Genomic DNA, 22,348 nt, shown 5'->3' on the forward strand with positions numbered 1-22,348 from the left:
TCGCATGATCACCGCCGCGTTCCTGCTCGCGCTGGGCGGCCTCGTCGAGGCCGCGTCGTCGCCCCCCGCCGTGGATAGCCCACGCGATCCGCCGATCGTGCGGCCCCACGGCGAGGCCGCAGGGCAGGCCGCGGCCGCGCTCGAGGAGCGCCCGCGCTACGAGCTGGGCCGCGGGCTCACCTTCACCACCCAAGATCGCCGCTTCTCGCTGTCGCTCGGGCTCGGCGGCCAGTTCCTCTACACCATCGACGACCAGCGCCCACGCCCGCGGGGCACGCCGCAGACCTCGCAGATGCTCGAGGTCCGACGCATGCGCGTGTTCTTCAGCGGCAACATGTTCTCCGAGACCGTGAAGTACTACCTGCAGGCGCAGCTGTCCCCGCGGGATCTCGGCCTCGTCGACGGTGCGACCCGCCAGTCGCCGGTCTTCCAGGCGTGGCTCCGCTTCGAGCGCTTCGCCAACCTCGTGCCGCAGGTGGGCTTCTTCTTCATCCCCTACTCGCGCCAGCGGGTCGAGCCGGTCCTCAAGCTGCAGATGATCGACTTCTCGCTCGCGAGCGCGGAGTTCGGGCTCGAGCGCGACGTCGGCATCGACCTCGGCTCGAAGGACCTCTTCGGGCTCGGCAAGCTGCGCTATCACCTCGGCGTGTTCATGGGCGAGGGCACCGAGTTCGCCAAGCCGACCGACTTCGGCATGATCTACTACGGTCGCTTCGAGGTGCTGCCGCTCGGCGACTTCGACGACGACGTCGAGTCCGACCTCGCGCGGCGACGCCGGCCCAAGCTCGCCCTCGGCGGCGCGTATGCCTTCGCCGACGACGACCACCGCACCCGAGCCATCGGCGGCGGGGCGCCGTCCGACGGCGGCACCACCGACACCCACAACGTCACGGCCGATCTCGCGTTCAAGGTCGCCGGGTTCTCGCTGCTCGCGGACGTGTGGTTTCGCCACGGCAAGCGCGAGTACGGCGACGCGACCGTGACCGACGCCGCGGGCACGACAGCGCCGGCGCCCCGCGAGGCCGCCCGCAACGGCGTCGGCTGGACCGCGCAGGCCGGGTTGTTGATCCCCCGCGCACCGCTCGAACTCGCCGCACGCTACTCGGGTGTGCGTGGGCTCGGCACCACCGGCATCGCGGATCGCAACGAGGCCGGACCGGGGCTCTCGTACTACTTCGCCGGCCATGCGCTCAAGCTGCAGGCCGACTTCGTGCACCTGTGGGGCGACGGCGATCTGCGCGGCGACCGGGTGCGCGTGCAGCTGACGTTTCTATTCTGACGGCGCGGGTGCGTCGGTCGGCGCGGGCTTGGGCGGGGCCTTGGGCTTGCCCTGCTTCGGTGCGCCCTGCTTCGGTGCGCCCTTCGACCCCGCTTCGGCAGGGGCCGCGGCGGGCGTCCCGGGTGCCGGGGCGGGTGCCGGGGCGCCCGCGAGCTGCGGATCACCCTGCCCCTGCACCGCGGCGATGCGGGCCGATCGCGTGCGCTCCCAGTCGTCGGCGGGGTCGGCCGCGTTCCAGGACTCGAGCAAGCTCCACTGCTCGGGTGCGACGTGGAGCTCGTCGCCGTAGGTGGCGCGCATGTAGAGGTAGACCCGTGCGATGTCACCTCGCATGCGCTCGGGCGGCTCGATCACCCCCGCGGCGGTGTCGACCTCGACATCGCAGGCACCGTAGAGCCGCTCCTCGCCCTTGATCTCGCCGAGCGCGTGGTCCGAGCGATCCTCGATCACCTCGCCGATCACCGGCACGAGGTTGTAGAGGTCCGACTCCATCGCCGCGAACACCGGGTCGGCGCTGCGACAGCACTCGATCCCGCCGTAGGCGGTGCCGTCGTCGCGGCGACAGGCCTCGGTGGTCCAGCATGCACGGTGGGCACCGAACGCCGACGGCGGCACCACCTGCGTCCACTCGATGACGTGGGCGCGGGCCTCGTTCGCGCGGGTCTTGTAGCCACACGACGCGCGCACGGTCTTGCGATCGTTGGTGAACGCGCAGCCGCAGTAGAACGACTGCCGGTGGTCGGCCCAGATCTCGCCAGCCTTGGCCTCGGCGTCGCTGCGCGTCAGCGTCTTGGGCAGCGCGCGCGTCGGCGGCGTCGGCGTGGGTACGGGCGCTGGCACCGGCTTGGCGGCGGGCTTGCTCGTCGCGGCCTTCTCGGCGTCCTTGCCGTCCTTGCCGTCTTGCGTGGTCGGGCTGCCGGAACACGCCACGAGCCACAGGACCGCGCCCACCGGCCCGCGGGGCCACCACCAACGCAACCGCAGCATCGCGGCGAAGCCTACTGCCGATCCCGCGCGCGGCGCAAATCCCTTGGGGCGAGCGCCAGATCGCCGGGCGGACGACGTGGCGTCAGACCGGACCCGGCGCGAGCACCACCGCCGAGAACGCCACCGCTGGCTTGGCGGTCGGGTTGCGATAGCCGTGGTTCTGATCGCCGCGGAAGACCACCACGTCGCCGGCCTCGAGCCGATACTTCGTGCCCGCCACCGCGAGCTCCATCGCACCACGCTCGCACGTCAGGTACTCGCGTGTGCCCGCGGTGTGTGGGACCCCGGCGAAGCCGGCCCCCGGGGGCAGCTCGATGCGCTCGATGTCGAGGCCCGGCAGCGGATCGGGCAAGAGCTTGCGGATGATGGCGTCGCCGCGTCGTCGCTGCACCAGCGCGTCCTGCTTGTACAGCCGCGCGGTCGCCCGCGGCGGCGCGACCAGCTCGTCGAGGGTGATCTGCAGGGCGGTGGCGACCGCGAGCAGCACCGCGAGCGTGGGGTTGCTGGCGCCCGACTCGAGGTTGGTCCAGGTCGCGCGGGGCAGGCCCGCCAGCGTCGCGGCCTGGGCGTGGGTGAGGCCCCGCGACTCGCGGAGCATGCGGACGTTGGTCGCCAGCGCCGCCGCGGGATCGCGGGCGGCGGCCATCTACGCCCCCACCATCGCCGCGATCGCACGGCGGGTGTGCACCGCCAGCATCTCGCGGCGATAGCCGGCCTCGTACGGCACGTTCTCGAGCGGCTTGCACTGTCCGTGCACGCGGGTCGCGACCGCCTCGGCGACCGCGGGATCGTTCAGGCTGGCGCCGACCAGATCGTCGAGCCGCGTCACCTCGCGCGGGCGCGCACCGAGCACGCCGACGACCACGCGCACCGCGGTGATCATCGCGTCGACACGGTCGGCATCGAGATCGAAGCGCAGTGCGATCGAAACCAGCGGGAAGTCGATGCTCTTGCGCACCGACCACTTGGTGTACGCGCAGCGACGGGGTCCAGTCGGCAGCGGCACGCGGATCTCACACGCCAGCTCGTCGTCGGCGCGCACCGTGTGGCGGGTGCCGTCGGCCTGGAAGTACTCCGCCAGCGGCAGCTCGCGGGCGCCGCGGACCGACCGCAGCACGATGCTGGCGTCCAAGCCGATGAGCACGGGCACGCAGTCACTCGACATCGCGGCCACACAGTTGCGACCGCCCGGCACGACGTGGCACACGCTGCCCTCGCTCTTGAGGCAGCCACCGATCGCCGAGCGCCAGAACTCGGTCTGGTTGACGTAGCGACAGCGGGTGTCGAGGTTCACGTTGCCGCCCAGGGTGCCCATGTTGCGGATGAGCGGGCTCGCGACGTGGCCTGCGGCGTGGGCGAGGCTGGGGAACGACTCGCGCACGCGCGCGTCCTCGGCGAGATTCGTGAGCGTGACCGCGGCGCCGATGCGCAGCACCCCGGCGCACACGTCGACCGCGATGCGCTCGAGCTCGGGCAAGCCCGCGAGCGACACCAGCAGCGGCGGCCGATCGAGCCGGTGCTTGAGGTTGGGCAGCAGGTCGGTGCCGCCGGCGACCACGCGCGCACCGGGCGTGGCGAGCAGCGCCAGCGCGTCGTCGAGGTCCCGTGGCCGTACCACGTCGAGCAGGGGCAACCTCAGCATGGCGTCCTCGTGGACTCGGGCTTGTGCGCCGGCAGCTCGCCCGCGGCCTCGGCCTTGCGACGGGCCTGGATCGCGCGCAGCACCTTGGGCGGTGAGAACGGCAGCGTGTCGATGCGGACCCCGACCGCGTCGTAGATCGCGTTGGCGATGGCCGGAATCGACGGGTGCAGCGGCCCCTCACCGGCCTCCTTGGCGCCGTAGGGCCCCTGCGCGTCGGGGGCCTCGACGATGAGGCTGTGCAGCGTCGGTGTGTCGAGGAAGGTCGGGATGCGGTAGTCGAGCAGGCTGGGCCCGGTGTGCACGCCGCCGTGGGCAGGATCGACGATGTGCTGCTCCATGATGGCCTCGCCGAAGCCCATGTACGCCGAGCCCTCCATCTGGCCCTCGACGACCTTGCGGCTGAGCGCGCGCCCGCAGTCGTGTGCGACCCAGATGGTGCCGACCTCGACCACGCCGGTGTCGGGGTCGACGGCGACCTCCGCGACGTGGGCGGTGAAGCTGTAGGCCGGCGACGCGCCGATGGTGCCGCCGCGGTAGTCGCCGTGGCGATCCTTCGGGGTGTTGTACGAGCCGACCTCGCCGAGCAGGCCGTGGTCTTCCTCCGCCCACCAGAACGCCTGCGTGATCGCGACGTGCTGGTCGGGCTGCTCGCGATCGATGGCGAGACGATCGGCCAGCACCACGCGGCCCGCGGGCACGCCCCAGCGCTTCGCGACCGCGCCGGCGACCCGCTTGCGCAGCTTCTGGGCCGCCTCGAGGCACGCGTTGCCGACCATCAGGGTGATGCGCGAGCTGTACGCGCCCAGATCGACCGGCGTCAGATCGGTGTCGGCCGACAGCACCCGGATGTCCTCGAGCGGCAGGCCGAGCTCGTGGCCGACGATGACCGCGAGCATCGTGTTGCTGCCCTGGCCGATGTCGTTGGCGCCGGAGAACACCCGCGCGCGGCCGCTGCGATCGAGGCAGATCTGCACCGCCGCCTGCGGCAGCTTGTTGGGATAGATGGGGTAGTTGGTGCCGCAGATGTACGTGCTGCCGGCGACCCCGAGGCCGCGGCCGTAGGGCAGCGTGGCCCGGCGCTCGCGCCAGCCGCTGGCGTGCTCGACCTTCTCGAGACACTCGAGGAAGCCGTTGCTGCCGATGCAGAACTCGTTGACGGTGCGGGCGTCGGCACCGATGTCGTTGCGACGTCGGAGCTCGATGGGATCGAGGCCGAGCGCGACCGCAGCCTTGTCGAGCTGCACCTCGGTGGCGAAGCGGGGCTGCACGCTGCCGTGGCCGCGCTTGGGCCCGCACGCGGGCTTGTTGGTGTACGCGCGCTTCGAGTGGAAGCGGTACGCGCCCATCACGTACGGCGAGCACGCCAGCTGCCCCGAGTAGTAGGTCGTGACCAGGCCGAAGCTCGAGTAGGCGCCGCCGTCGAGCACCGTGCGGGCGTCCATCGCGAGGATCTTGCCGTCCTTCGAGAAGCCGGTGCGGTAGTGCATGCGCATCGGGTGGCGGCCGCGGTGGGCGTAGAAGACCTCTTCGCGGGTGTAGAGCAGCTTGACCGGGCGTCGCGTCGCCATCGCGAGCTTGGCGACCACGAACTCGAGATCGAAGGGCTCGCTCTTGCCCCCGAACGCGCCGCCCAGCGGCGGCTGGATCACGCGCACGCGATGGGCCGGCAGCTCGAGCACCTTCGACAGCTCGCGGTGCAGGTAGTGCGAGACCTGCGTCGACGACCACACCGTCAGCAGCCCGTTCGGCTCCACCTGTGCCAGCGCGCAGTGGGGCTCGATCGCCGCGTGGGTGGTGCCTTCGAAGAAGTAGTCGCCCTCGATCACCAGCGGCGCGCCCGCGAGCCCGGCCTCGACGTCGCCGAACTCGAGCAGCACCTCCTTCGAGAGGTTGCCGTGCTTGGCGTAGGGATTGATGGGGTTGCTGTCGGCCTCGCGCAGCGCCTGCTCGGGATCGAAGATCGGCGGCAGCGGCTCGTAGGTGATCGCGATCGCATCGCACGCTGCGATCGCGGTGTCCTCGTCGATCGCGGCCACGGCCGCGACGCCGTCACCGACGTGCAGCGCCTTGTCGACCGCCAGCGCGGTCTCGTCGGGCGTCCACGGGATGATGCCGTAGGGGGTCGGGAAGTCCTTGCCGGTGACGACCGCGAAGACCCCCGGCATCGCCAGCGCGGCGCTGGCATCGATCGACACGATGCGCGCGTGGGCATGGGGGCTGCGCTTGATCTTCGCGTGCAGCATGCCCGGCAGCGCGAGGTCGTCGGTGTAGCGCGTCACCCCGCGCATGCGCTCCATGGCGTCGACCTTGCGGTGGCTCTTGCCCACCAGGCCGCCCTTGGGCACCACGCGCGTCACGGTCTTTGCTGCGTCGTCCGGCATCGGCGAAGGCGTCACCGCGAGACGGCGCGGCGCTCACCCAAGGGGATATCACGGTGGACGCCGACCCGACCACGCACGCGCGCGTGACCCCTGCCACGTGCGCGTCCGCGCCGATCTCGGTTCCTGCGATCGTGGCGCGATCGGGGGCGCCCTCAGGGCTGCAGGCACTCGCTGAACATGTTGCCCTTGATGTTCTGCATCTGGCACGTGTAGCCGTCGGGGCACTCGCAGTCCATCGTGCACAGGATGTGGCAGTTCGACATCGCGACGATGCCACCGGCCTCGAAGCACGCGTAGCCATCCGGGCAGTCGGCATCGACGTCGCACACATTGCCGATCGCCGAGGGGTCGTCGGTCAGCGACACGCACGCGTCGGTCGTGCTCGAGCTGCCGGCGTCGCCCGAGCTGCTGGCGTCGGTGGTCGATCCGCGCTGCTGCTGCCGGAGTCCGAGCCGCTGGCGCTGCTCGAGTCGCTACCGCTGGTGTCGGTCGTGCTCGACGTCGCGGTCGTGCTGGCGGTGGTCGAGTCGGTCGTGCTCGCGGTCGTGCTGGCGGTCGTGCTGGCGGTGGTCGAGTCGGTCGTGCTCGCGGTCGTGCTCGCGGTCGTGCTGCTGTCGGCACCACCATCGGTGCTCGAGTCATCACCGCCGCACGCAACGCCGAGCACCATCATGCAGGTCAGGACAAGGTTCGTCTTCATGGGTTGCATGCTAGCAAACCCATGCCGCGACCACCGCTCGCGTGGGATGCACGCGCGGCCGAGCTAGGGACGCGCAGCGCCGCCATACATGGCGCGACTGGCGTCCACCACGGCATCGATGATCTTGGTGTACCCCGTGCAGCGGCACAGGTTGCCGGCCAGCGCGGCGCGGACCTCGGCGTCTTCGACCGGGCGCTGCACGCGGCGCAGCAGCGCCTCCGCACTCATGAGGATGCCAGGGGTACAAAAGCCGCACTGCGCGGCGTCGTGGCGATCGAATGCGTCCTGCAGCGGGTGGCAACCCAGCGACGGCGCACTCGCGAGGCCCTCGACGGTGGTGACCTCGCGACCTTCGACCGCGAGCGCGAGCGTGAGGCAGGCGAGCCGGGGCACGCCGTCGACCTGCACGGTGCACGCACCGCAGTCGCCCTTGTCGCAGCCCTGCTTGCTGCCGATCAAGTCGAGCTGGTAGCGCAGCACCTCGAGCAGCGTGCGATGGGGCGCGACCGCGACCGCGACGGGCCGCGCGTTGACGGAGCACTGCAACAGGCGGGCGGGCGTGACGGGATCGGACATCGCGTGCGAGCGCCCAGGAGTCTCGCTGCGACGCGGCCCCGGAGGCAAGGCGGCCCGACGTGAGCTGCGCGACGAAGTTGGCCGGCCCCGGCCCGCGTGCGCCCGATGGGCGCCCATTTCGTGCGAGATTGCCACCCGTGAGCGACCACGACCACGGCGCCCGCGTGAGCTGGGACGAGTACTTCATGGACATCGCGGCGGTGATCGCCACGCGAGCGACGTGCGCGCGCAAGCACGTCGGCGCCGTGATCGTCCGCGATCGCACGATCCTCTCGACCGGCTACAACGGCTCGATCCGCGGCACGCCGCACTGCGACGAGGCCGGCCACCTGATGGAGGACGGCCACTGCGTGCGCACGATCCACGCCGAGATCAACGCGGTGATCCAGGCCGCGAAGAACGGCACCGCGATCGAGGGCGCGAGCATCTACGTGACGGCATCGCCGTGCTGGAACTGCTTCAAGGCCATCGCCAACGCCGGCATCCGTCGGGTCGTGTTCGGCGAGTTCTACCGCGACGAGCGCATCTTCGATGCCGCGCGTCAGCTCGGCATCGAGCTGGTGCAGCTGGCGCGCAGCCCCGAGGCGACGCCGCCGCGATGAGGTACCGGCGGCAGGCGACGCTGGCCGCCGCGCTGTCGCTGGCGACCGGCTGCGCGATGCACCGCGGTGCATTCGAGCCCGGGCTCACCGCGCCGGCCGCCGAGCGGGTCGCGATCGCGATCGTCGGCGGTGCGGGCGCGGTCGGCCCCGCCGCGACGCCCACCGCGACCGCGCTGCACGATGCGCTCGCCCCACACGCGCGTGCGACCGTGCTCCTGCTCGGCGACTTCACGCCGCACCGTCGCGCGCACCGTGGGCGTCGCGTCGATCCCAGCGACGCCCCGGCGCCGGTCACAGCTGCCGCGCTGGGCCTGCGGGGCGCACAGGTCTTCGCGCTCGCCGGTGACGCCGAGCTCGGCGTCGCCGCGCGCAACCCGGCGACCCGAGACGCTGCGGTGGTCCGCATCGCGGCCGACGGTACCGCGCGGGTGATCTCGAGCTGCGACGTCGCACGCTGCCGCATCGACGGCGACGGCGACGGCGGGGTGGTCGAGCTGGTGCTGCTCGATCTGCAGCCGTGGACCCGCGATCGCGGTCGCCAGGCCGACGCTGCCGTCGCGCGATCACTGACGTTGCTCGACGCGCTCGCGACCACGCCGTCGTCGACCCCCAGGGTCCTCGCGCTGTACCTGCCGGTCGAAGGCGCGTTCGAGCACGGGCTCGGCAGCAACCACGATCCCTCGGCGATTTTCCACCGCCTGCCCGAGGTGCTGCAGCGCGCGCTGCAGTCGGGCATGTTCGCCGGCGTGGTCGCGGGCGGCGAGCGCTCGCTGTACGTGCAACCCGATCTCGCGGCACCGATCGCCCGCAGCGACCGCGTGTTCCTCGAGCGCCCGCTGTGGCAGGTCGTCAGTGGCAACGCGGCGGCTCCGCGAGCCGGTCGCGCCGCGCTTCGCAGCGCGTGGGTGAGGGGCGTGGGCTACCGCCCGCCGGTCGCGACGTCCGAGCCCGGCTTCGCGGTGCTCGAGCTGGGCGGCGACGCGCCGCCGCGCGTGCGGCTCTACGCCCGACGCCACCGCCACTGGCTCACCACCACCGTGCCGCTACCGATCGCAGCGCGCGAGGGTGACCAGGCCCCGCGCACCATGCCCAACATGACGCCGTGCATGCGCTGCGTCGACGTGCCCGTCAACGAACGCCCGTGAGCCGAGCCGGCTCAGCCGACGTCGCGCAGGCACGCCGCCGCGATCACGCAGTTGCGCCCCGCTTGCTTGGCGCCGAGCAAGCAACCGTCGGCCAGCGCGATGATGCTGGCGGCGCCCGCCTCACCGGGGCCGAGCGCCTCGAGATCGGCGATGCCGATCGTCATCGTGCAGCCGCGGGCCCGGGCGTCGCGGGCGAAGGCCTCGCGCAGCCGCTCGGCGATGCCGCTGGCACCGCGGGCGGCGACGCCTGGTAGCGCGATCAAGAACTCGTCGCCGCCCCACCGGCAGACGCGATCCCCCGGCCGCAGGTGGGCACGGAAGCACACCGCCGCCAGCTGCAGCACCTCATCGCCGGCCGGATGGCCGTGGGTGTCGTTGACGCGCTTGAAGTGATCGAGGTCCACGAGCATGACCGTGAGATCCCGACGCAGGTGCAGCGCCTCGAGGCACGCGCCGTCGAGCCACTCTTCGATCGCGCGACGGTTGTCGAGGCCAGTCAGCGCGTCGCGGCGCGCATCGGTGCGCTCGCGCTCGAGCTGGCTCAGCCGCGACCACGCGCGGCGCACCATGCCGACCAGATCGAGCAGCTGCTGCCGTACGATCGCCGGATCGTCGTGATCCCCGAAGCCGACCTCGAGCCGCACCGGCGGCTGATCGGCGGGGGACAGCCGCAACGCCATGGTCAGTGAAGGGCGCTCGTCGAGGTCCTCCCCGGCGCTGCTCCACACCGTCTCGGCGTCGAGCACCCGCGCGCGAGGGATCCGGAACGCACCGACCAGCTCGTCGACGCAGACCCGTGCGAGCTCGGCATGATCGACGGCGTCGATCACCCGCATCGCGAACCGGAGCACCGGCGGAGTCGCGTCGTGTTCGGCCACGGATTCCGGCCCGGACATCGCCCGACCCGAGCGGCCGCTGAAGTCCCAGGCGCGGCCACCCCTTTCGATCCTCCGGGCGTCCCCAAACGGGTCGATGGCCGTGCTTGCCCGGTGCCGCGCCCATCGCCACATGGACTCCCAGGTGCCCCGGGAACGCCAACGAATCGCCGTGCTCGCGCTACAGCGCCTCGGCGACGTCGTCACCGCCGCGCGGGTGACCGATGCGCTCTCGCGGCGACGCGACACCGCGGGCGTCGAGCTGCTGCACTGGGAGCAGACCGAGCAGGCCGCTGCGCTGCTGCCCGGCGTGGCCGCGCGCCACCGCCTGCCCTTCACCGGCCTGCGCCGGCGCGCCCGCGTGCACGCGATCGCAGCCCTGCGCACGCTGAGCACCCACGTCGATGCGATCACGGCCGAGGGCGGCTTCGACGTGGTCGTGAACCTGTCGTCGACGCGCTTCTCGTGCTGGCTCGCACCGGCGCTGCTGGCCGAGGGTGGCCGCGTGCTCGGCCCCTCGATCGATGCGTTGGGTCGCTACGTGCCGTCGCACGGCGCGATCGACCACCTCAACGGCTGGGGTGTCGACCAGCGCCTGTCGAGCTTCGCCCATCAGGATCTGTATGCGCTCGCGGCCGGTGTGCGGCTCGCGGGCTGGTCGGGCCTGCGCGAGGGCAACCGCCGTCGCCGCGGTCCGGTGGTGGTTCATCCCTTCGGCAGCGAACGCAGCAAGGATTGGCGCACCCCCGACGACTGGCGTCAGCTCGTGGCCGCGATCCCGGCCGCGCTCGGCCAGCGCGTCGTCGTGGTCGGTGCGCCGTCGGAGCGCGCCGTGCTGGCGTCGATCGCAGCGGGCACCGCCGCCGACGTCGAGACCTGCTCGCTCGCCGACTACACCGCGCTGCTCGCCGACGCCCACGGCCTCATCAGCGTCGACACGGTCGCGATCCACCTCGCCGCGCAGGTCGGCTGTCCCACGGTCGTGCTGCGTCAGGGGGTCGCCGGCGGGCTCGCGTTCGTGCCCGGTCCCGCCGCGCTGTGCGTCGATGCCGACCCCGAGCCCGCGCAGCTGGCCGACGTCCTCGCGCTGGCGCTGCGCCAGTTCTCGCCCGCGCCGGTGCCCCTGCACGCCCACACCGAGCTGCTCCGGCGCGTGCGCGTACGCGAGGGCTTCCGCGACGATCACGGCATGCTCGGACTGCGCACACCGTCGTGGTGCCACGCACCGCCGCAGGCCCACGATGACGACGCCAACGACTCGCACTGGCGAGCGATGTGGCGGTGCCACTTCGCCGGCGTGCCCGCCACCGACTCACTGTGGGCGGCCTGTGCCGCAGGTCGCGGTCGCTTCGGCGCGCTGCGCTGGCAGGCACTGCTGTCACTGCCCGATCGCCTCGGTGCTGCGGCGCGGGCGTTCGCACTGCGTGGCCAGGTCGCCGCCCACCGCAGTGATCGCGACGACGGTGGCGACGGACGGAGTGCAGCGTGACGCGATCCAACACCCCTATGGTTGCGATCGATCCCGGTGCCGGCACGCACACGCCAGGCGTCGAGACGCCCGCGTCGTCGCACGTCGCCGCCAACGAAGCACCACCTCCGATCGAGGCCACCGCTGCCACGGCGGCCGTCGATCCGCTGTGCATCTGGATCGTCGACGACACCCATCTCGAGCGCGAAGGTGACGGCGCCGCCGCCGAGCCCGCGCCCCCCGGCGTCACGCCCTGTGCGCTGACGCAGGCGCAGGCGTGGCTCACCGGCGGCGCCCCGGCCTGGCTCCGCGCACGACGCATCGACGGCATCATCTTCACCCACGCCGCCGACGCGCCCGCGACCGTGCGCCGCGCGGCCCGAGCCCTGCGCGAGCGACTGTGCCCGCGCGACGCCGGCGGCCTGCGCGAGCTCGCGATGGCGTGGGGTCACCGTTCGCTGGCCGCCGCGCTCGCCCGCATGCGTCCGCACCAGCAGCCCAGCTTCGCCGATCTCGCGCGCGCCCTGCCCCGGGACGAAGAGGACGCACGCCGTACCGCCCGCCTGCTGTGGGCGCTGGAGCACCTATGACACCCAACGAGCTGCCCCCGATGCCGGCCGTGCCAGGCCTCGGTGCCCTGGTCTCCGAGCTGGCGCAGATCAACTGCGCGCTGTGGCACGAGGAAGACGCCGCCCGCACCGACGACGATCTGGCGGTCGCGCGGGCCAAGCGGGCCATCGACCAGCTGAACCAGCGCCGCAACGACACCATCGAGGCCATCGACGACCTCGTGATCGCATGGGCGCGCTCGGCCGCGACCCGCGGCCAGCACGGTGGGGGGCACGGTGGGGGGCACGGTGGGGGGCACAGTGGCTGAGACCGTCGGCTCCCTCATCGACAAGCTCACCATCATCGAGCTGCGGCGCTTCCACACCGAGCAGGCAATGTGCAACCCGCTCGCAGCGCCCGAGCTGCGCCACACCGCCGCGCTGCGGCTACGCGTCATCGACGAGCAGCGTGACGATCTCTGCGTCGAGCTGGACGCCACCTGGCGCGCCATCGTCGAGCGCGGCAAGGTGCCGAAGGTCTACCGGCAGTTCAAGCTCTACAACGACCCGGCGATGCGCAGCGCCAGCGGCCGCGGCAAGTAGCGGCCGCGGCCCGACACACGCTACTGGCAGGGCGGATCGTCCATGCCGGCGATCCAATCGCTGATGAGCGTCGCACCGAAGTCGTCGGCGAGCAGGCTCGGCAGCTCCGGCATCTTGATGTCCGGATCGGTCGTGCTCATGCGAAACGGCACGATGCTGCGCTCCGGATCACCGGGCCAGATGTCGACCTGTCGACCACCGGCACCGGCACCGGCCGCCGCCGGCACCTTGCACACGCCGTACGACGGCGGGTCGTCCTCGGTGAACAGGAACGTGAGCCCGCTCGGCCCGCCGCCGCCGCCGGGGCGGTGGCAGTGCGAGCAGTTGCCGTGCAGATACGAGCGCGCGCGCAGCTCGAGCGCGTCGTCGCCCGCGGGGTGGCTGAGCGCGGGCAACGTCGAGGCCGGCGGTGGCGGGGTCGTGAACAACCCCAGCTCGGCGAACAGATCGATCTGGTTGCCGCTCATGCCCGACTCCGGCGGCGCGTCGGTGTTGAGCTGCAGCGTCGAAGGGCCGAGCACCCGCGGCACGTCGTCGCGGGAGTGGCAGTCCTCGCAGGTGTTCTGGTCGGGCACGAGGTAGTGCTGCTGCGCCGGCTGGCCGTTCTCGTCGAGGTAGTCGAGGTCCACGTCGGCGCCGGCCTTCTTGCGCACGGCCTCGGTCTGCTCGTCGTCCCACACGTAGATGTACGACTTCACCCCGGTCTTCTCGTAGACCAAGAGGCGGGTCTCGACGATGTGCGGATCGTCGTCGGGCTCGCTGCGGTCGGTGTCGAAGAAGAACGTCTTGATGAAGATCGTGCCCTCGGGGAAGCCCCACTCGTCCTGCTCGGTGCGCTCGATCTTGCCGCCCTCGGGCAGCTGGAAGTAGCGCCCCTTGCCGGCGTAGTCGGCCCACAGCGGCGCGTTGACGGTGTACGCGTACACGCCATCCACCGGCTGCATCTGCGCCAGCGGCCCCTCGAAGAAGCGCCAGTCCGAGAGCTTCTCGTACGGCGGATCGCCGGGATCGTAGGGCGCGGGATCACTGCCGCACGCCGAAGCGGCGAGCAGCGCGACGAGGCACGAACGACGGCAGCGCGGGCGCGACATACGACGCTACTCCGTGGGCAGCGCGGGCTGCGTGCACGCGACGGTGGCAGGATCGCTGGTCGCACCCATCGCGTCGCCGCACAGGTCGGCGTTCATGAACGTGACCGAGCTGCCCTCACCCAAGCAGTTCGACAGCGAGCCGTCGTCGTTGTTCTTGTCGCCGGCAATGCAGCCATCGATGATCACGTCGGGCGTCGGCGTCATGTTGCCGGCCAGCAGCAACACCAGCGGGTCCGGCATGGTGCCGTTGCCCATGAAGGTGTTGTCGTGGATGTAGTTGCCCTCCGACCAGATGTCGTAGGCGGGGTCGTTGGGTGGCTCGAACAGCCCCGACTCCTCGCTGTAGGCGATGATGGCCACACCGACGCTGTCGTTGTTGGCGATGGTGTTGCCGTGGATCTCGTTGTTGTCGGCGGCCAGCACCAACATGCCCACGCCTGGCGGGACGATGCCGACCACCGTACCGGGATCGGCGAAGTTGGTGACGTTGTTGTCGTGGACGTCGTTCTCGTAGACGTTGGCGCGCTTGCCGTCCTTGACGTCGAGCCCCGGCAGGTTGAACACGAGGATACCGGCGGTGTTGCTGTAGCTCTCGTTGCGCCGCACGATCGCGTCGGTCGAGTTCTCGATCTCGATGCCGGCGACGTTGTCGTGGGCGATCGAGTCCTCGACCACGATCGCGGTCGACTGGCCGACGTAGATGCCGGCATCGCGGGCGCCGACGACCTCACACTCCTGGATCAGCACGCCGTTGCTACCGACCGGGTAGAGCCCGTAGGCGCCGTTCGACAGCGCGTGCATCGCCTCCCAGATCACCCCCACCCGCACGAACGCGATGTTCTCGACCTGGTCGCCGCGGATGCCGTCGCCGGGCGTGTTGCGCACGGTGAACTCGGTGAGCGTGACGTCGTTGCCCTTCACGAGCATGCCGTTGCCGCCGGTCTCTTGGCCGGTGAAGTCGAGGATCGTCATGTCCTTGCCCGCGCCGCGCACGGTCACGCCGTTGGCGTTGAGCGACAGCTGACGCGTCAGGTGGTACTCGCCCGCCGCCAGGCACAGCGTCTTGCCGTCGGTCGCGTCGACGAACGCCTCCGTGACCGCCGTCTGGTCGTCGTCGCTGGGCTCGACGTAGAGGTCGCAGCCGGCCGGCAGATCGCCGCCGGTGGAATCGGCGCTCGACTCGTTGCCATCGCCGCTCGAGCCGCAGCCGATGGGCAGGGTCACGAGCGCGGTGGCGAGGGCGGAGGTGATGCGAATCGAACGAAGCGAGGTGGTCACGCGAATCTCCGGGGCAAGGCGGGCGGACCCAAGGGGGCAGCGGTCCGACTTCCGCATTACCAGAGCGTGTCCGATCACGCAAAGCCGGGCGAGCGCCGCTGCGCCGCGAAACGCACGAAGCCGACGTCGACGCCCTCGTGACCGGGGCCCGACTCGGCTCCTCGAGAACGCGCGCGTGTCCGCGCACGCCCGACGCGCGAGCGCTACTCGGCGCTCAGGATCAGCGTGAACGCAGCACCGTTGGCGCTGCCTGCGGTGCCGCTGGCGATGGTGCTCCCGCCCATCTTAGCGTCGAAGTCCTCACCGGTCTGCGCCGCACCGATCACGATGAAGATGCCGGTGTCGGTGGTCATGTCGGCGGTGATGGTGTCGTCGGCGGCAACGTAGCGGATGATCGCGCCGCTGCCCGCGTCGGCGGGCTCGACGGTCGCGCCCGCGACCGGCAGACCGTCGGGCCCGCGCACGAAGCCGATCACGCCGCCGGCATCGCCGAGCGGCAGCGAGGCCGCGTCGACCTCGGCGTCGGCCATCAGCGCGGTCGACCACGCGGTGAGCTTCGCCGAGGGCACCAGCCACAGGTCGTGGATGCCGGTGCCGACGGCGTACACCGAGCCCATCACCGGCGATGCGAGGCCGGTCGCGGTGAGGTAGCCGTCGGCGCCCTCGACCAGCGCGATGATGGCGATCGCTTGGTTGATCGGCACGTCCGAGGTGACGTCGACGCGGCCATCGGCGCCCGAGGTCGCCTGCGCCAGCGCGGTCGCGCCGCCGGGGTTCGTGATCGCGTTGAGGGCGCCGGCGACCTTCATGGTCGCGCCCGCGACGGGCATGCGGGTCGAGAAGTCGAACACCGTGCCGGTCACGCGGGTGTTGCAGCCGGCGTCGGTGGCGGGCGACGGGCCGCAGGTCGCGTCGGCGTTGAGCGGCACATCGGTGAAGATCGTGCACACGCCCGACATGCAGTCGCCGTTCGCGGTGCAGGCATCACCATCGGCCGCGGCACCACCGGCGCCCGGGCACACGTCGGAGCCGCCGGTCGAGTCGGCGGTGCCGTCGGTCGTCGACGAGGCAGACATGCCCGAGGTCGCGGTCATGCCGGTCATGCCGGTCATGCCGGTGGCGCTCGAGGAGCCGGAATCGGCCCCGGTGTCGGAGTCGTCGCCCGCGGGGCAAGCCGCGAGAGCGAGCAACGAGGTCATCACGGCGGCGATGGGAAAGCTGAAGCGGTTCATCGGATTCTCTTCGTAGGGGTGGCGAGCGCGCCAGGAGGGGCCACGCGGCGCGGCACGTGCCGGCACGCGTGGCCGGACGCGCGGAGCCTAGCAGCCTGCCTCGAAGCCCTGCAACGCGGGCGCACGCCAGCCCGCCCGTCGCCGTGGGCGCCGGGGCCGACAACGCGCGCTGCCTCACGACCACGATGTCGCGCAGCGACGCGGCGCACCAGCGTTCGTGCACGGTCGATCGCAAGCGGCGGCGCGGATCCACCCGGGATCTCCGCCGCCGCTCGGACACCGCGGGCTTCCGCGATCAGCCGTCGATCTCGGTGAAACCCTTGGGCTTCACGAACTCGAACGCGTCGTCGCCGACGCCGGTGTTGGTCTTCACGCCGCTCAGCACGAAGTGGTTGGTGCTGCCGTCGCCGTTGAGCACCACGAACGCGTCGACGCGACCGGTCGCGTCATCGACGACCAGCAGCAGCTCCTTGTAGTGCGCGCTCTTTTGCTTGGGCTTGAGGCGGATGGTCGTGTGCGCGGCCATCCCGTAGCGGGTGACGAGCTTCTCGGCGGCGAGCTTGACGAGGAAATCGTCGAGCAGCTGCTTACCGCCGAACAAGAACTTCTCGGCGCCGGCGAAGTCGGAGCTGTCGACGTCCTTGCGCAGCACCTGCTTGGTGTCGCGCTCGACCACGGTGACCTTGGTACCGTCGACCCAGAAGTCCGGGTTGTCGTCGGCGCTGTAGTCCCAGACCATCTTGCCGGGCTTCTTCACGCGCAGCTTGCCGGTGCTCACGGTCTTGGTGCCGTACACCGGGTGCACGTAGGTCTGCTTGAAGTCACCGCCGAAATCGGTGGTGCCGTCATAGAACTTCTGCACCTTCGCGAGCACCTTGCTGGCCGCGCCCTTCTCGGCCACCGGCTCGTCGCCGTCGAAGTCGGTGATCGCCGGGGGCGCGGCTGGCTCGGGGGTCTTCTCGGGGGCGCTGCAGAGCAGGCCATACGACAGCACGCAGGTGACGACGTCCATGGGGCGGGGGCTCTCTTCTCCGGGGGAGCGTAGCGCAGGCTCATGGGGCCGTGCACGCCGCCGGCGATGGTTTTCACCACGCCCGCGTCCGCGCAAGCGTGCATGCTGCGGGCCATGGCGCGCGTACTGGTCCCGCTGCCCCGTCACGATGTCGATCCCACCGAAGTCGGCGTGCCCTGTGCCGCGCTCGACGACGCTGGGCACACGCTGGTGTTCGCGACGCCCGACGGGCGCGCGGCGCAGGCCGATCCCCGCATGTTGACCGGTCGCGGCCTCGGTCCGCTCGCGCCCTCGCTGCGCGCCGACGCCCGCGGCCGCGCGGCGTGGGAGCGCACCGCGGCCCTGCCCGCGTTCGCGTCGCCGCTGCGCTACGACCAGCTCGCCGATCACGAGTTCGATGCGATCCATCTGCCCGGTGGTCACGCGCCCGGCATGCGCGAGTACCTCGAGGCGAGCGAGGTGCAGCGCGTCGTCGCGAGGATGTTCGCCGATGACGAGCCAGTCGGCGCGATCTGTCATGGTGTCATCGTCGCGGCGCGCACCCGCGGTGATGATGCACGCTCGGTGCTCCACGGCCGCCGCACCACCGCACTGCCGGCGCGCATGGAGCTGCTGGCGTGGCGCCTGACCAAGCTCTGGCTCGGCGACTACTACCGCACATATCCCGAGACGGTGCAGGCCGAGGTGACCGCCGCGCTCGCGCAACCGCAGGACTTCGACGCCGGGCCGCGCTCGCTGCGACGCGATGATCCCGAGCACCTCGCGCGTGGCTTCGTGGTGCGCGATCGCAACTACGTGTCCGCGCGGTGGCCTGGCGACGCGCATGCGTATGCGCGCGCGTTCATCGAGATGCTGTCGGATCCCGAGGCGATCACGCGGCGGTGACCCCGACGTCCCGTGCCTCACCACGCGGGCGAGCCGGGCCTTGCCACATCGAGCCACGGGCAGCGCGCCACACTGTGCGCGCCGGGAGGGCGCGTGTTCAAGGGACGAGCTCGACACGCACGATCGCGAACTCCGATCCGAACCATCCCTCGGTCGGCCGCGAGTAGGTCACGTACTGCACCACGCCACCGTCTTCGGCGAGCTCGGCGTGGTGCTGGGCGTCGTAGGGCGCAGGCTCGCCGGCGGGCACGCGATACACCCGCGACGGTGCCGACCACGGGCCCGTCCGCGTCGGCGCCGTGCGAGCGACGATGGTGGTGTCGAAGGGTGGCGAGTACACCGCGAGCCACTCGCCGGTGGCGGGCAGCGGCGTGATCGAGGCGATCGGTGCGGCCTCGAACAGCACGGTGCCGTGCTCGAGATCGGCGTCGTAGTCGTTGCCGCCCCACATGCGCCACGCGCTGCGATCGAGCGCCTGCTCGACCGGCACACGGCCGATGCGACACACGTGGGTGCCGCGGTGCTCGTCGCAGGCGAAGCTGTACAGGTGGTCGCCCTCGATGTGCGGGCTGATGCCGAACGACGGATCGCCCGCGCGGAACATCAGCGTGGGATGCTCGGCACCGGCATCGATCTCGGGTCGGCGCACGACCGCGTCGAGCCGGTCCCAGATCGCGATCGATCCGCCCGCGCCCTCGAAATTGAACGGGCCCGGCTCGGCGTAGATCAGACCGTAGAAGATCAGCGCCCGGTCGCGATCGACGTCGTAGACCGGCGCGCTCGGCCATGCGGCCCAGCGCGCGCCGCATGGCGTCTGCGCACAGGGGTCGCCCAGGTGGGCGTCGTTGAACGCCTTCTCGGCTGGGGTCGGCGGCACGAGGTACAGCGGCGCACCGACGGCATCCAGCGGCTCATGCAATCCCGAGATGCCATCGCTCGCATCGAGGTCAGCGGTGATCGAAAACGAGTTGTGGTGCCAGTTCTGTCCGTCGACGTCGGGCACCCGCAGCACCGTGTCGCCGAAGGTCCACACGTCGTGGCCCCACAGCACTGCACTGGGCCCGCCGTCGCGCCCGTCGATCAGGCCGCTGTCGCCGAGCACGCCGATCTCGCGGGCCTCGACGACCTCAGGGCCGGATGGTGCGACCGCCTCGCACGCGAGCGCGAGGAGCAAGGCGGCCCAGTGCGAGCGACGACGCATCGACGAGACGGTAGTCCGCCATCACCGGCGATGGATCCGTGCCCGCGCGGATGCGAGGGTGCCCCCGATCCACCGCCCTCGGCCGCCGGCCGCCGGGCCGGGCCCGCAGCGCGGGACGCCCGGCTACGCTCACGCCGCCGTCACGAACACCTCGCGCGGCGTGGTGCCGCGCGCAGGCCCGATCACGCCGCGCTCTTCCATGCACTCGACGATCTTCGCCGCCCGGTTGTAGCCGATGCCCAACCGCCGCTGCAGCATGCTGGTCGACACCTTCTGCGCCTCGGCGACGATCTCGACCGCGCGGTCGTACATCGGATCGAGGTTCTCGTCGGCGTCGCCCATCTCGCCCTCGTCGTCGCGCTTGCGGACGATGTCCATGTTGTAGACCGGCTTGGCCTGGCGCTTGACGAACTCGACGACCTTGAGGATCTCGTCCTCGGAGACATAGCAGCCGTGCACGCGCTGGGCTTGCATGCCGCGGTCCATGTGCAGCATGTCGCCCATGCCGAGCAGCTGCTTGGCACCCTTGCCGTCGAGGATCGTACGGCTATCGACCTCGCTCGTGACCTGGAACGCGATGCGTGAGGGGAAGTTGTTCTTGATGGTGCCGGTGATGACATCGACGCTGGGTCGCTGGGTCGCGACGATGAGGTGCAGGCCCGCCGCACGCGCCTTGGCGGCGATGCGAGCGACGCACTGCTCGACCTCCTTGCTCGCGACCATCATCAGGTCCGCGAACTCGTCGATGATCACCACGATGTACGGCAGCTTGCTCGGACGCTCGGGCATGTCGACACCGCCGGTGACGGTGTGCGGGTTGCCCTCGGCGTCGAATGACGTGCCCGAGAGCTTGCTGCCCAGCGCGCCGTCTTCACCGTGCTCGGCCGCGTCACGGGCGACCTCGGCGGCCGCGAGCTCGAGCTGCGCCTTCTCCTTGTCCCAGTCGGCCTGCAGCTCGGCGAGCTTGCGGTTGTAGCCAGCGATGTCTCGGACCTGCGCCTCCGAGAGCAGCGTATAGCGGCGCTCCATCTCCTGCACCGCCCAGCGCAGCGCCAGCGCGGCCTTCTCGGGGTCGGTGACGACCGGCAACAGCAGGTGCGGGATGCCCTCGTAGATCGAGAGCTCGAGCATCTTCGGATCGATCATCACCATGCGCACGTCCTCGGGCGTGCAGGTGTAGAGCAGCGAACACACCATGGCGTTGACGCCGACCGACTTGCCCGAGCCGGTCGCACCGGCGACCAACAGGTGAGGCGCCTTGGCGAGGTCGGTGAATGTCACGTGGCCGGTGATGTCCTTGCCGAGCGCCAGCGGCAGCTTGTTGCCGGCGCCGAAGTTCTCGGCCGCCAGGATCTCCTTGATGTAGACGGTCTCGCGGGTCTTGTTGGGCACCTCGAAGCCGACGGTGGCCTTGCCCGGAATCGGCGCGAGGATGCGGATCCGCAGCGCCTCGAGGGCCATCGCGATGTCGTTCTCGAGGCTCTCGATCTTGGAGAGCTTCACGCCGGCCTCGGGCTTGAACTCGTAGCGCGTGATGACCGGACCGGGGTGGATCTTGGTGACCTTGCCCTTGATGCGGAACTCCGCCAGCGCGGCGACCAGGCGCTGCGCCTGCTCGAGCACGAAGTTGCGATCGAAGTCGCTGACCGTCGCCTCGGCGGCCTCGAACAGCTGCAGCGGCGGGAGCTCGTAGGCACCCTGGGTGAGGCGGATGACGCCGGGAATCGCCGACTCCGGCCGACGTGGTGCGGGCGGCACCAGCTTGGGCGTCGACGCGGCGACCTTCGCGAGTTCCTCGGGACGCGGGGGCGCAGCCTTCTTGGGCTTCGCCGGATCGGCCACTGCACCCACGACGATCTCGGGCACATCCTCGCCTTTGCGCGGCGCCTTCGCAGCGGCCGGCTTGGCGGCCGTCTTGCGCTTGCTTGCGGAACGGGCGGAGGTCTCGTCGTCGTCGCCTTCGTCGTCGAGCTCGTCCTCGGCCTCACCCTCGGCGGCTTCGTCCTCGTCCTCGTCCTCTTCGTCCTCGTCTTCTTCTTCTTCCTCTTCTTCTTCCTCCTCCGCTTCCTCCTCGTCCTCCGCTTCCTCCTCGTCTTCTTCTTCCTCTTCGTCCTCTTCGTCCTCGTCGTCCGCGACCGCCGCCACCACACGGGGCTTGGCCGGCGCACGACGTCGGCTCGGCGCGGGTGCCTCGGCGCGCGGCTTGGCGGCGACCGCCGCCGCGGTCTCGGGATCACCCTCGCGCGCCGACACGAGCAGCGCGCGCGCGCCCTCGACGAGGTAGCGCGTGAGCGAGGCGACGCCGCGACCGATCACCCGGGCGGCCCGCACGAGGTGGGCGGTCGACAACGGCGTCGACGCGATGAGGCCGATGCACATCACGGTGCCGGCAACGAGGTAGGTGCCCGCGCGGTGGAACAGGCCCATGCAGACCTCACCGACGAGCTCACCACCGAGGCCGCCGGCGGTGTAGCCATGCACGCGGTAGTGCGGGAACGAGACGTGCAGCAGCACGCAGCCCGCGATGGTCGCGATCGTGAAGCCGACCGCGTCCGACAGCGAGAGCTCGACGCCACGACCGAGCAGCGACTGCACGCCGGTCGCGAGCACCCCGAGCGCCACGAGGTACGAGGCCATGCCCAGGCTCGCGTAGAGCGCCGACGCCAGCAGGTGCCCGACCGGCCCCATCCACGCGCCGGTGCCGGTCTGGTACGAGAACAGGCCGCCCAGGGTCAGGACCCCGCCCGCGACCAGCGCGACGCCAAAGAACTCCGTCCAGGACCGAGCGGTCCCGCTGTTGCTCGGGGTCGCCGTCCTCGTCTTGCCGCGCCGATTCGCCATTT

22 protein-coding genes are annotated in these 22,348 nt (G+C 71.2%); 8 read left to right on the plus strand and 14 right to left on the minus strand.

Annotation, left to right across the window (positions count from 1 at the left end):
• The first annotated feature begins 4 nt into the window (after nt 1-4).
• Nucleotides 5-1,279, plus strand: a complete 1,275-nt coding sequence (locus tag IPH07_10455) for a hypothetical protein (protein ID MBK6917810.1) — start codon at nt 5-7, stop codon at nt 1,277-1,279.
• Here IPH07_10455 and IPH07_10460 read toward each other — a convergent pair.
• From IPH07_10460 to IPH07_10490, 7 genes are all read right to left on the minus strand, one after another.
• Entirely contained in the window at nt 1,271-2,266 is a 996-nt protein-coding gene (locus IPH07_10460; GenBank protein MBK6917811.1) for an endonuclease, read from the minus strand. The two genes, IPH07_10455 and IPH07_10460, sit on opposite strands and share 9 nt — an antisense overlap.
• Before the next feature lie 82 nt (nt 2,267-2,348).
• Nucleotides 2,349-2,912, minus strand: coding sequence for a helix-turn-helix transcriptional regulator (locus tag IPH07_10465; protein MBK6917812.1), 564 nt, complete (start codon nt 2,910-2,912; stop codon nt 2,349-2,351).
• A complete protein-coding gene (locus IPH07_10470; protein ID MBK6917813.1) occupies nt 2,913-3,908 on the minus strand; it encodes an FAD binding domain-containing protein in 996 nt (331 codons plus the stop codon).
• Nucleotides 3,902-6,289: a molybdopterin-dependent oxidoreductase gene (locus tag IPH07_10475; GenBank protein ID MBK6917814.1), complete on the minus strand. Its 2,388-nt coding sequence runs from the start codon at nt 6,287-6,289 to the stop codon at nt 3,902-3,904. The genes IPH07_10470 and IPH07_10475 overlap by 7 nt, the downstream gene beginning before the upstream one ends.
• A gap of 152 nt (nt 6,290-6,441) precedes the next feature.
• Complete coding sequence (locus tag IPH07_10480) at nt 6,442-6,654, minus strand: hypothetical protein (GenBank protein MBK6917815.1); 213 nt, start codon at nt 6,652-6,654, stop codon at nt 6,442-6,444.
• Complete coding sequence (locus IPH07_10485; protein ID MBK6917816.1) at nt 6,645-6,989, minus strand: hypothetical protein; 345 nt, start codon at nt 6,987-6,989, stop codon at nt 6,645-6,647. The genes IPH07_10480 and IPH07_10485 overlap by 10 nt, the downstream gene beginning before the upstream one ends.
• Nucleotides 6,990-7,052: 63 nt before the next feature.
• Nucleotides 7,053-7,565 carry a (2Fe-2S)-binding protein gene (locus tag IPH07_10490; protein MBK6917817.1) on the minus strand — a complete coding sequence of 171 codons (513 nt, stop codon included), beginning with the start codon at nt 7,563-7,565 and terminating at the stop codon, nt 7,053-7,055.
• Between the two features lie 185 nt (nt 7,566-7,750).
• Between IPH07_10490 and IPH07_10495 the strand changes: the two genes are divergently transcribed.
• Nucleotides 7,751-8,167 carry a dCMP deaminase family protein gene (locus IPH07_10495; protein MBK6917818.1) on the plus strand — a complete coding sequence of 139 codons (417 nt, stop codon included), beginning with the start codon at nt 7,751-7,753 and terminating at the stop codon, nt 8,165-8,167.
• Nucleotides 8,164-9,312, plus strand: coding sequence for a hypothetical protein (locus IPH07_10500; protein ID MBK6917819.1), 1,149 nt, complete (start codon nt 8,164-8,166; stop codon nt 9,310-9,312). The genes IPH07_10495 and IPH07_10500 overlap by 4 nt, the downstream gene beginning before the upstream one ends.
• 11 nt (nt 9,313-9,323) lie before the next feature.
• On the opposite strand, the gene IPH07_10505 is transcribed toward IPH07_10500, so the two are convergent.
• Entirely contained in the window at nt 9,324-10,190 is an 867-nt protein-coding gene (locus tag IPH07_10505; protein MBK6917820.1) for a GGDEF domain-containing protein, read from the minus strand.
• A 142-nt stretch (nt 10,191-10,332) separates the two neighbouring features.
• Here IPH07_10505 and IPH07_10510 point away from each other — a divergent pair, with 142 nt between their 5' ends.
• The 4 genes from IPH07_10510 to IPH07_10525 are packed head-to-tail and all read left to right on the plus strand — an operon-like array spanning nt 10,333 to nt 12,806.
• Complete coding sequence (locus tag IPH07_10510) at nt 10,333-11,676, plus strand: glycosyltransferase family 9 protein (GenBank protein MBK6917821.1); 1,344 nt, start codon at nt 10,333-10,335, stop codon at nt 11,674-11,676.
• A 17-nt stretch (nt 11,677-11,693) separates the two neighbouring features.
• Nucleotides 11,694-12,245: a hypothetical protein gene (locus tag IPH07_10515; GenBank protein MBK6917822.1), complete on the plus strand. Its 552-nt coding sequence runs from the start codon at nt 11,694-11,696 to the stop codon at nt 12,243-12,245.
• The gene (locus IPH07_10520) at nt 12,242-12,532 is read left to right on the plus strand and encodes a DUF4254 domain-containing protein (protein MBK6917823.1); all 291 of its coding nucleotides are present in this window, start codon (nt 12,242-12,244) and stop codon (nt 12,530-12,532) included. Before IPH07_10515 ends, IPH07_10520 begins: the two co-directional genes overlap by 4 nt.
• Nucleotides 12,525-12,806 (plus strand): DUF4254 domain-containing protein, encoded by a 282-nt coding sequence (locus tag IPH07_10525; protein ID MBK6917824.1) that lies wholly within the window; start codon nt 12,525-12,527, stop codon nt 12,804-12,806. Before IPH07_10520 ends, IPH07_10525 begins: the two co-directional genes overlap by 8 nt.
• 20 nt (nt 12,807-12,826) lie before the next feature.
• Here IPH07_10525 and IPH07_10530 read toward each other — a convergent pair whose 3' ends face one another.
• The 4 genes from IPH07_10530 to IPH07_10545 all read right to left on the minus strand — a co-directional run bounded on the left by IPH07_10530 (nt 12,827) and on the right by IPH07_10545 (nt 17,419).
• Entirely contained in the window at nt 12,827-13,897 is a 1,071-nt protein-coding gene (locus tag IPH07_10530; GenBank protein ID MBK6917825.1) for a hypothetical protein, read from the minus strand.
• A 6-nt stretch (nt 13,898-13,903) separates the two neighbouring features.
• The gene (locus IPH07_10535; protein MBK6917826.1) at nt 13,904-15,175 is read right to left on the minus strand and encodes a right-handed parallel beta-helix repeat-containing protein; all 1,272 of its coding nucleotides are present in this window, start codon (nt 15,173-15,175) and stop codon (nt 13,904-13,906) included.
• A 203-nt stretch (nt 15,176-15,378) separates the two neighbouring features.
• A complete protein-coding gene (locus IPH07_10540) occupies nt 15,379-16,407 on the minus strand; it encodes a hypothetical protein (protein MBK6917827.1) in 1,029 nt (342 codons plus the stop codon).
• A gap of 295 nt (nt 16,408-16,702) precedes the next feature.
• On the minus strand, nt 16,703-17,419 hold the full coding sequence (locus IPH07_10545) for an outer membrane lipoprotein carrier protein LolA (GenBank protein ID MBK6917828.1): 717 nt from the start codon (nt 17,417-17,419) through the stop codon (nt 16,703-16,705).
• A 105-nt stretch (nt 17,420-17,524) separates the two neighbouring features.
• Between IPH07_10545 and IPH07_10550 the strand changes: the two genes are divergently transcribed.
• A complete protein-coding gene (locus tag IPH07_10550) occupies nt 17,525-18,304 on the plus strand; it encodes a DJ-1/PfpI family protein (GenBank protein MBK6917829.1) in 780 nt (259 codons plus the stop codon).
• Nucleotides 18,305-18,401: 97 nt separating this feature from the next.
• Here the strand turns inward: IPH07_10550 and IPH07_10555 are convergent, their stop codons facing one another.
• Entirely contained in the window at nt 18,402-19,505 is a 1,104-nt protein-coding gene (locus IPH07_10555) for a DUF4185 domain-containing protein (protein ID MBK6917830.1), read from the minus strand.
• A 129-nt stretch (nt 19,506-19,634) separates the two neighbouring features.
• Nucleotides 19,635-22,346: a DNA translocase FtsK 4TM domain-containing protein gene (locus tag IPH07_10560; GenBank protein MBK6917831.1), complete on the minus strand. Its 2,712-nt coding sequence runs from the start codon at nt 22,344-22,346 to the stop codon at nt 19,635-19,637.
• Nucleotides 22,347-22,348: the final 2 nt, after the last annotated feature.

The organism is Deltaproteobacteria bacterium (assembly GCA_016709225.1).
GTDB classification, from domain to species: domain Bacteria; phylum Myxococcota_A; class Polyangia; order Nannocystales; family Nannocystaceae; genus Xiheibacterium; species Xiheibacterium phototrophicum.

What these genes read in the sequence shown, in the direction of transcription:
- IPH07_10455 (MBK6917810.1), top strand. Translation starts at nt 5, where the DNA reads ATGATCACCGCCGCGTTCCTGCTCGCGCTGGGCGGCCTCGTCGAGGCC.
- IPH07_10460 (MBK6917811.1), bottom strand. Translation starts at nt 2,266, where the DNA reads ATGCTGCGGTTGCGTTGGTGGTGGCCCCGCGGGCCGGTGGGCGCGGTC.
- IPH07_10465 (MBK6917812.1), bottom strand. Translation starts at nt 2,912, where the DNA reads ATGGCCGCCGCCCGCGATCCCGCGGCGGCGCTGGCGACCAACGTCCGC.
- IPH07_10470 (MBK6917813.1), bottom strand. Translation starts at nt 3,908, where the DNA reads ATGCTGAGGTTGCCCCTGCTCGACGTGGTACGGCCACGGGACCTCGAC.
- IPH07_10475 (MBK6917814.1), bottom strand. Translation starts at nt 6,289, where the DNA reads ATGCCGGACGACGCAGCAAAGACCGTGACGCGCGTGGTGCCCAAGGGC.
- IPH07_10485 (MBK6917816.1), bottom strand. Translation starts at nt 6,989, where the DNA reads ATGAAGACGAACCTTGTCCTGACCTGCATGATGGTGCTCGGCGTTGCG.
- IPH07_10490 (MBK6917817.1), bottom strand. Translation starts at nt 7,565, where the DNA reads ATGTCCGATCCCGTCACGCCCGCCCGCCTGTTGCAGTGCTCCGTCAAC.
- IPH07_10495 (MBK6917818.1), top strand. Translation starts at nt 7,751, where the DNA reads ATGGACATCGCGGCGGTGATCGCCACGCGAGCGACGTGCGCGCGCAAG.
- IPH07_10500 (MBK6917819.1), top strand. Translation starts at nt 8,164, where the DNA reads ATGAGGTACCGGCGGCAGGCGACGCTGGCCGCCGCGCTGTCGCTGGCG.
- IPH07_10515 (MBK6917822.1), top strand. Translation starts at nt 11,694, where the DNA reads ATGGTTGCGATCGATCCCGGTGCCGGCACGCACACGCCAGGCGTCGAG.
- IPH07_10520 (MBK6917823.1), top strand. Translation starts at nt 12,242, where the DNA reads ATGACACCCAACGAGCTGCCCCCGATGCCGGCCGTGCCAGGCCTCGGT.
- IPH07_10530 (MBK6917825.1), bottom strand. Translation starts at nt 13,897, where the DNA reads ATGTCGCGCCCGCGCTGCCGTCGTTCGTGCCTCGTCGCGCTGCTCGCC.
- IPH07_10540 (MBK6917827.1), bottom strand. Translation starts at nt 16,407, where the DNA reads ATGAACCGCTTCAGCTTTCCCATCGCCGCCGTGATGACCTCGTTGCTC.
- IPH07_10545 (MBK6917828.1), bottom strand. Translation starts at nt 17,419, where the DNA reads ATGGACGTCGTCACCTGCGTGCTGTCGTATGGCCTGCTCTGCAGCGCC.
- IPH07_10555 (MBK6917830.1), bottom strand. Translation starts at nt 19,505, where the DNA reads ATGCGTCGTCGCTCGCACTGGGCCGCCTTGCTCCTCGCGCTCGCGTGC.
- IPH07_10560 (MBK6917831.1), bottom strand. Translation starts at nt 22,346, where the DNA reads ATGGCGAATCGGCGCGGCAAGACGAGGACGGCGACCCCGAGCAACAGC.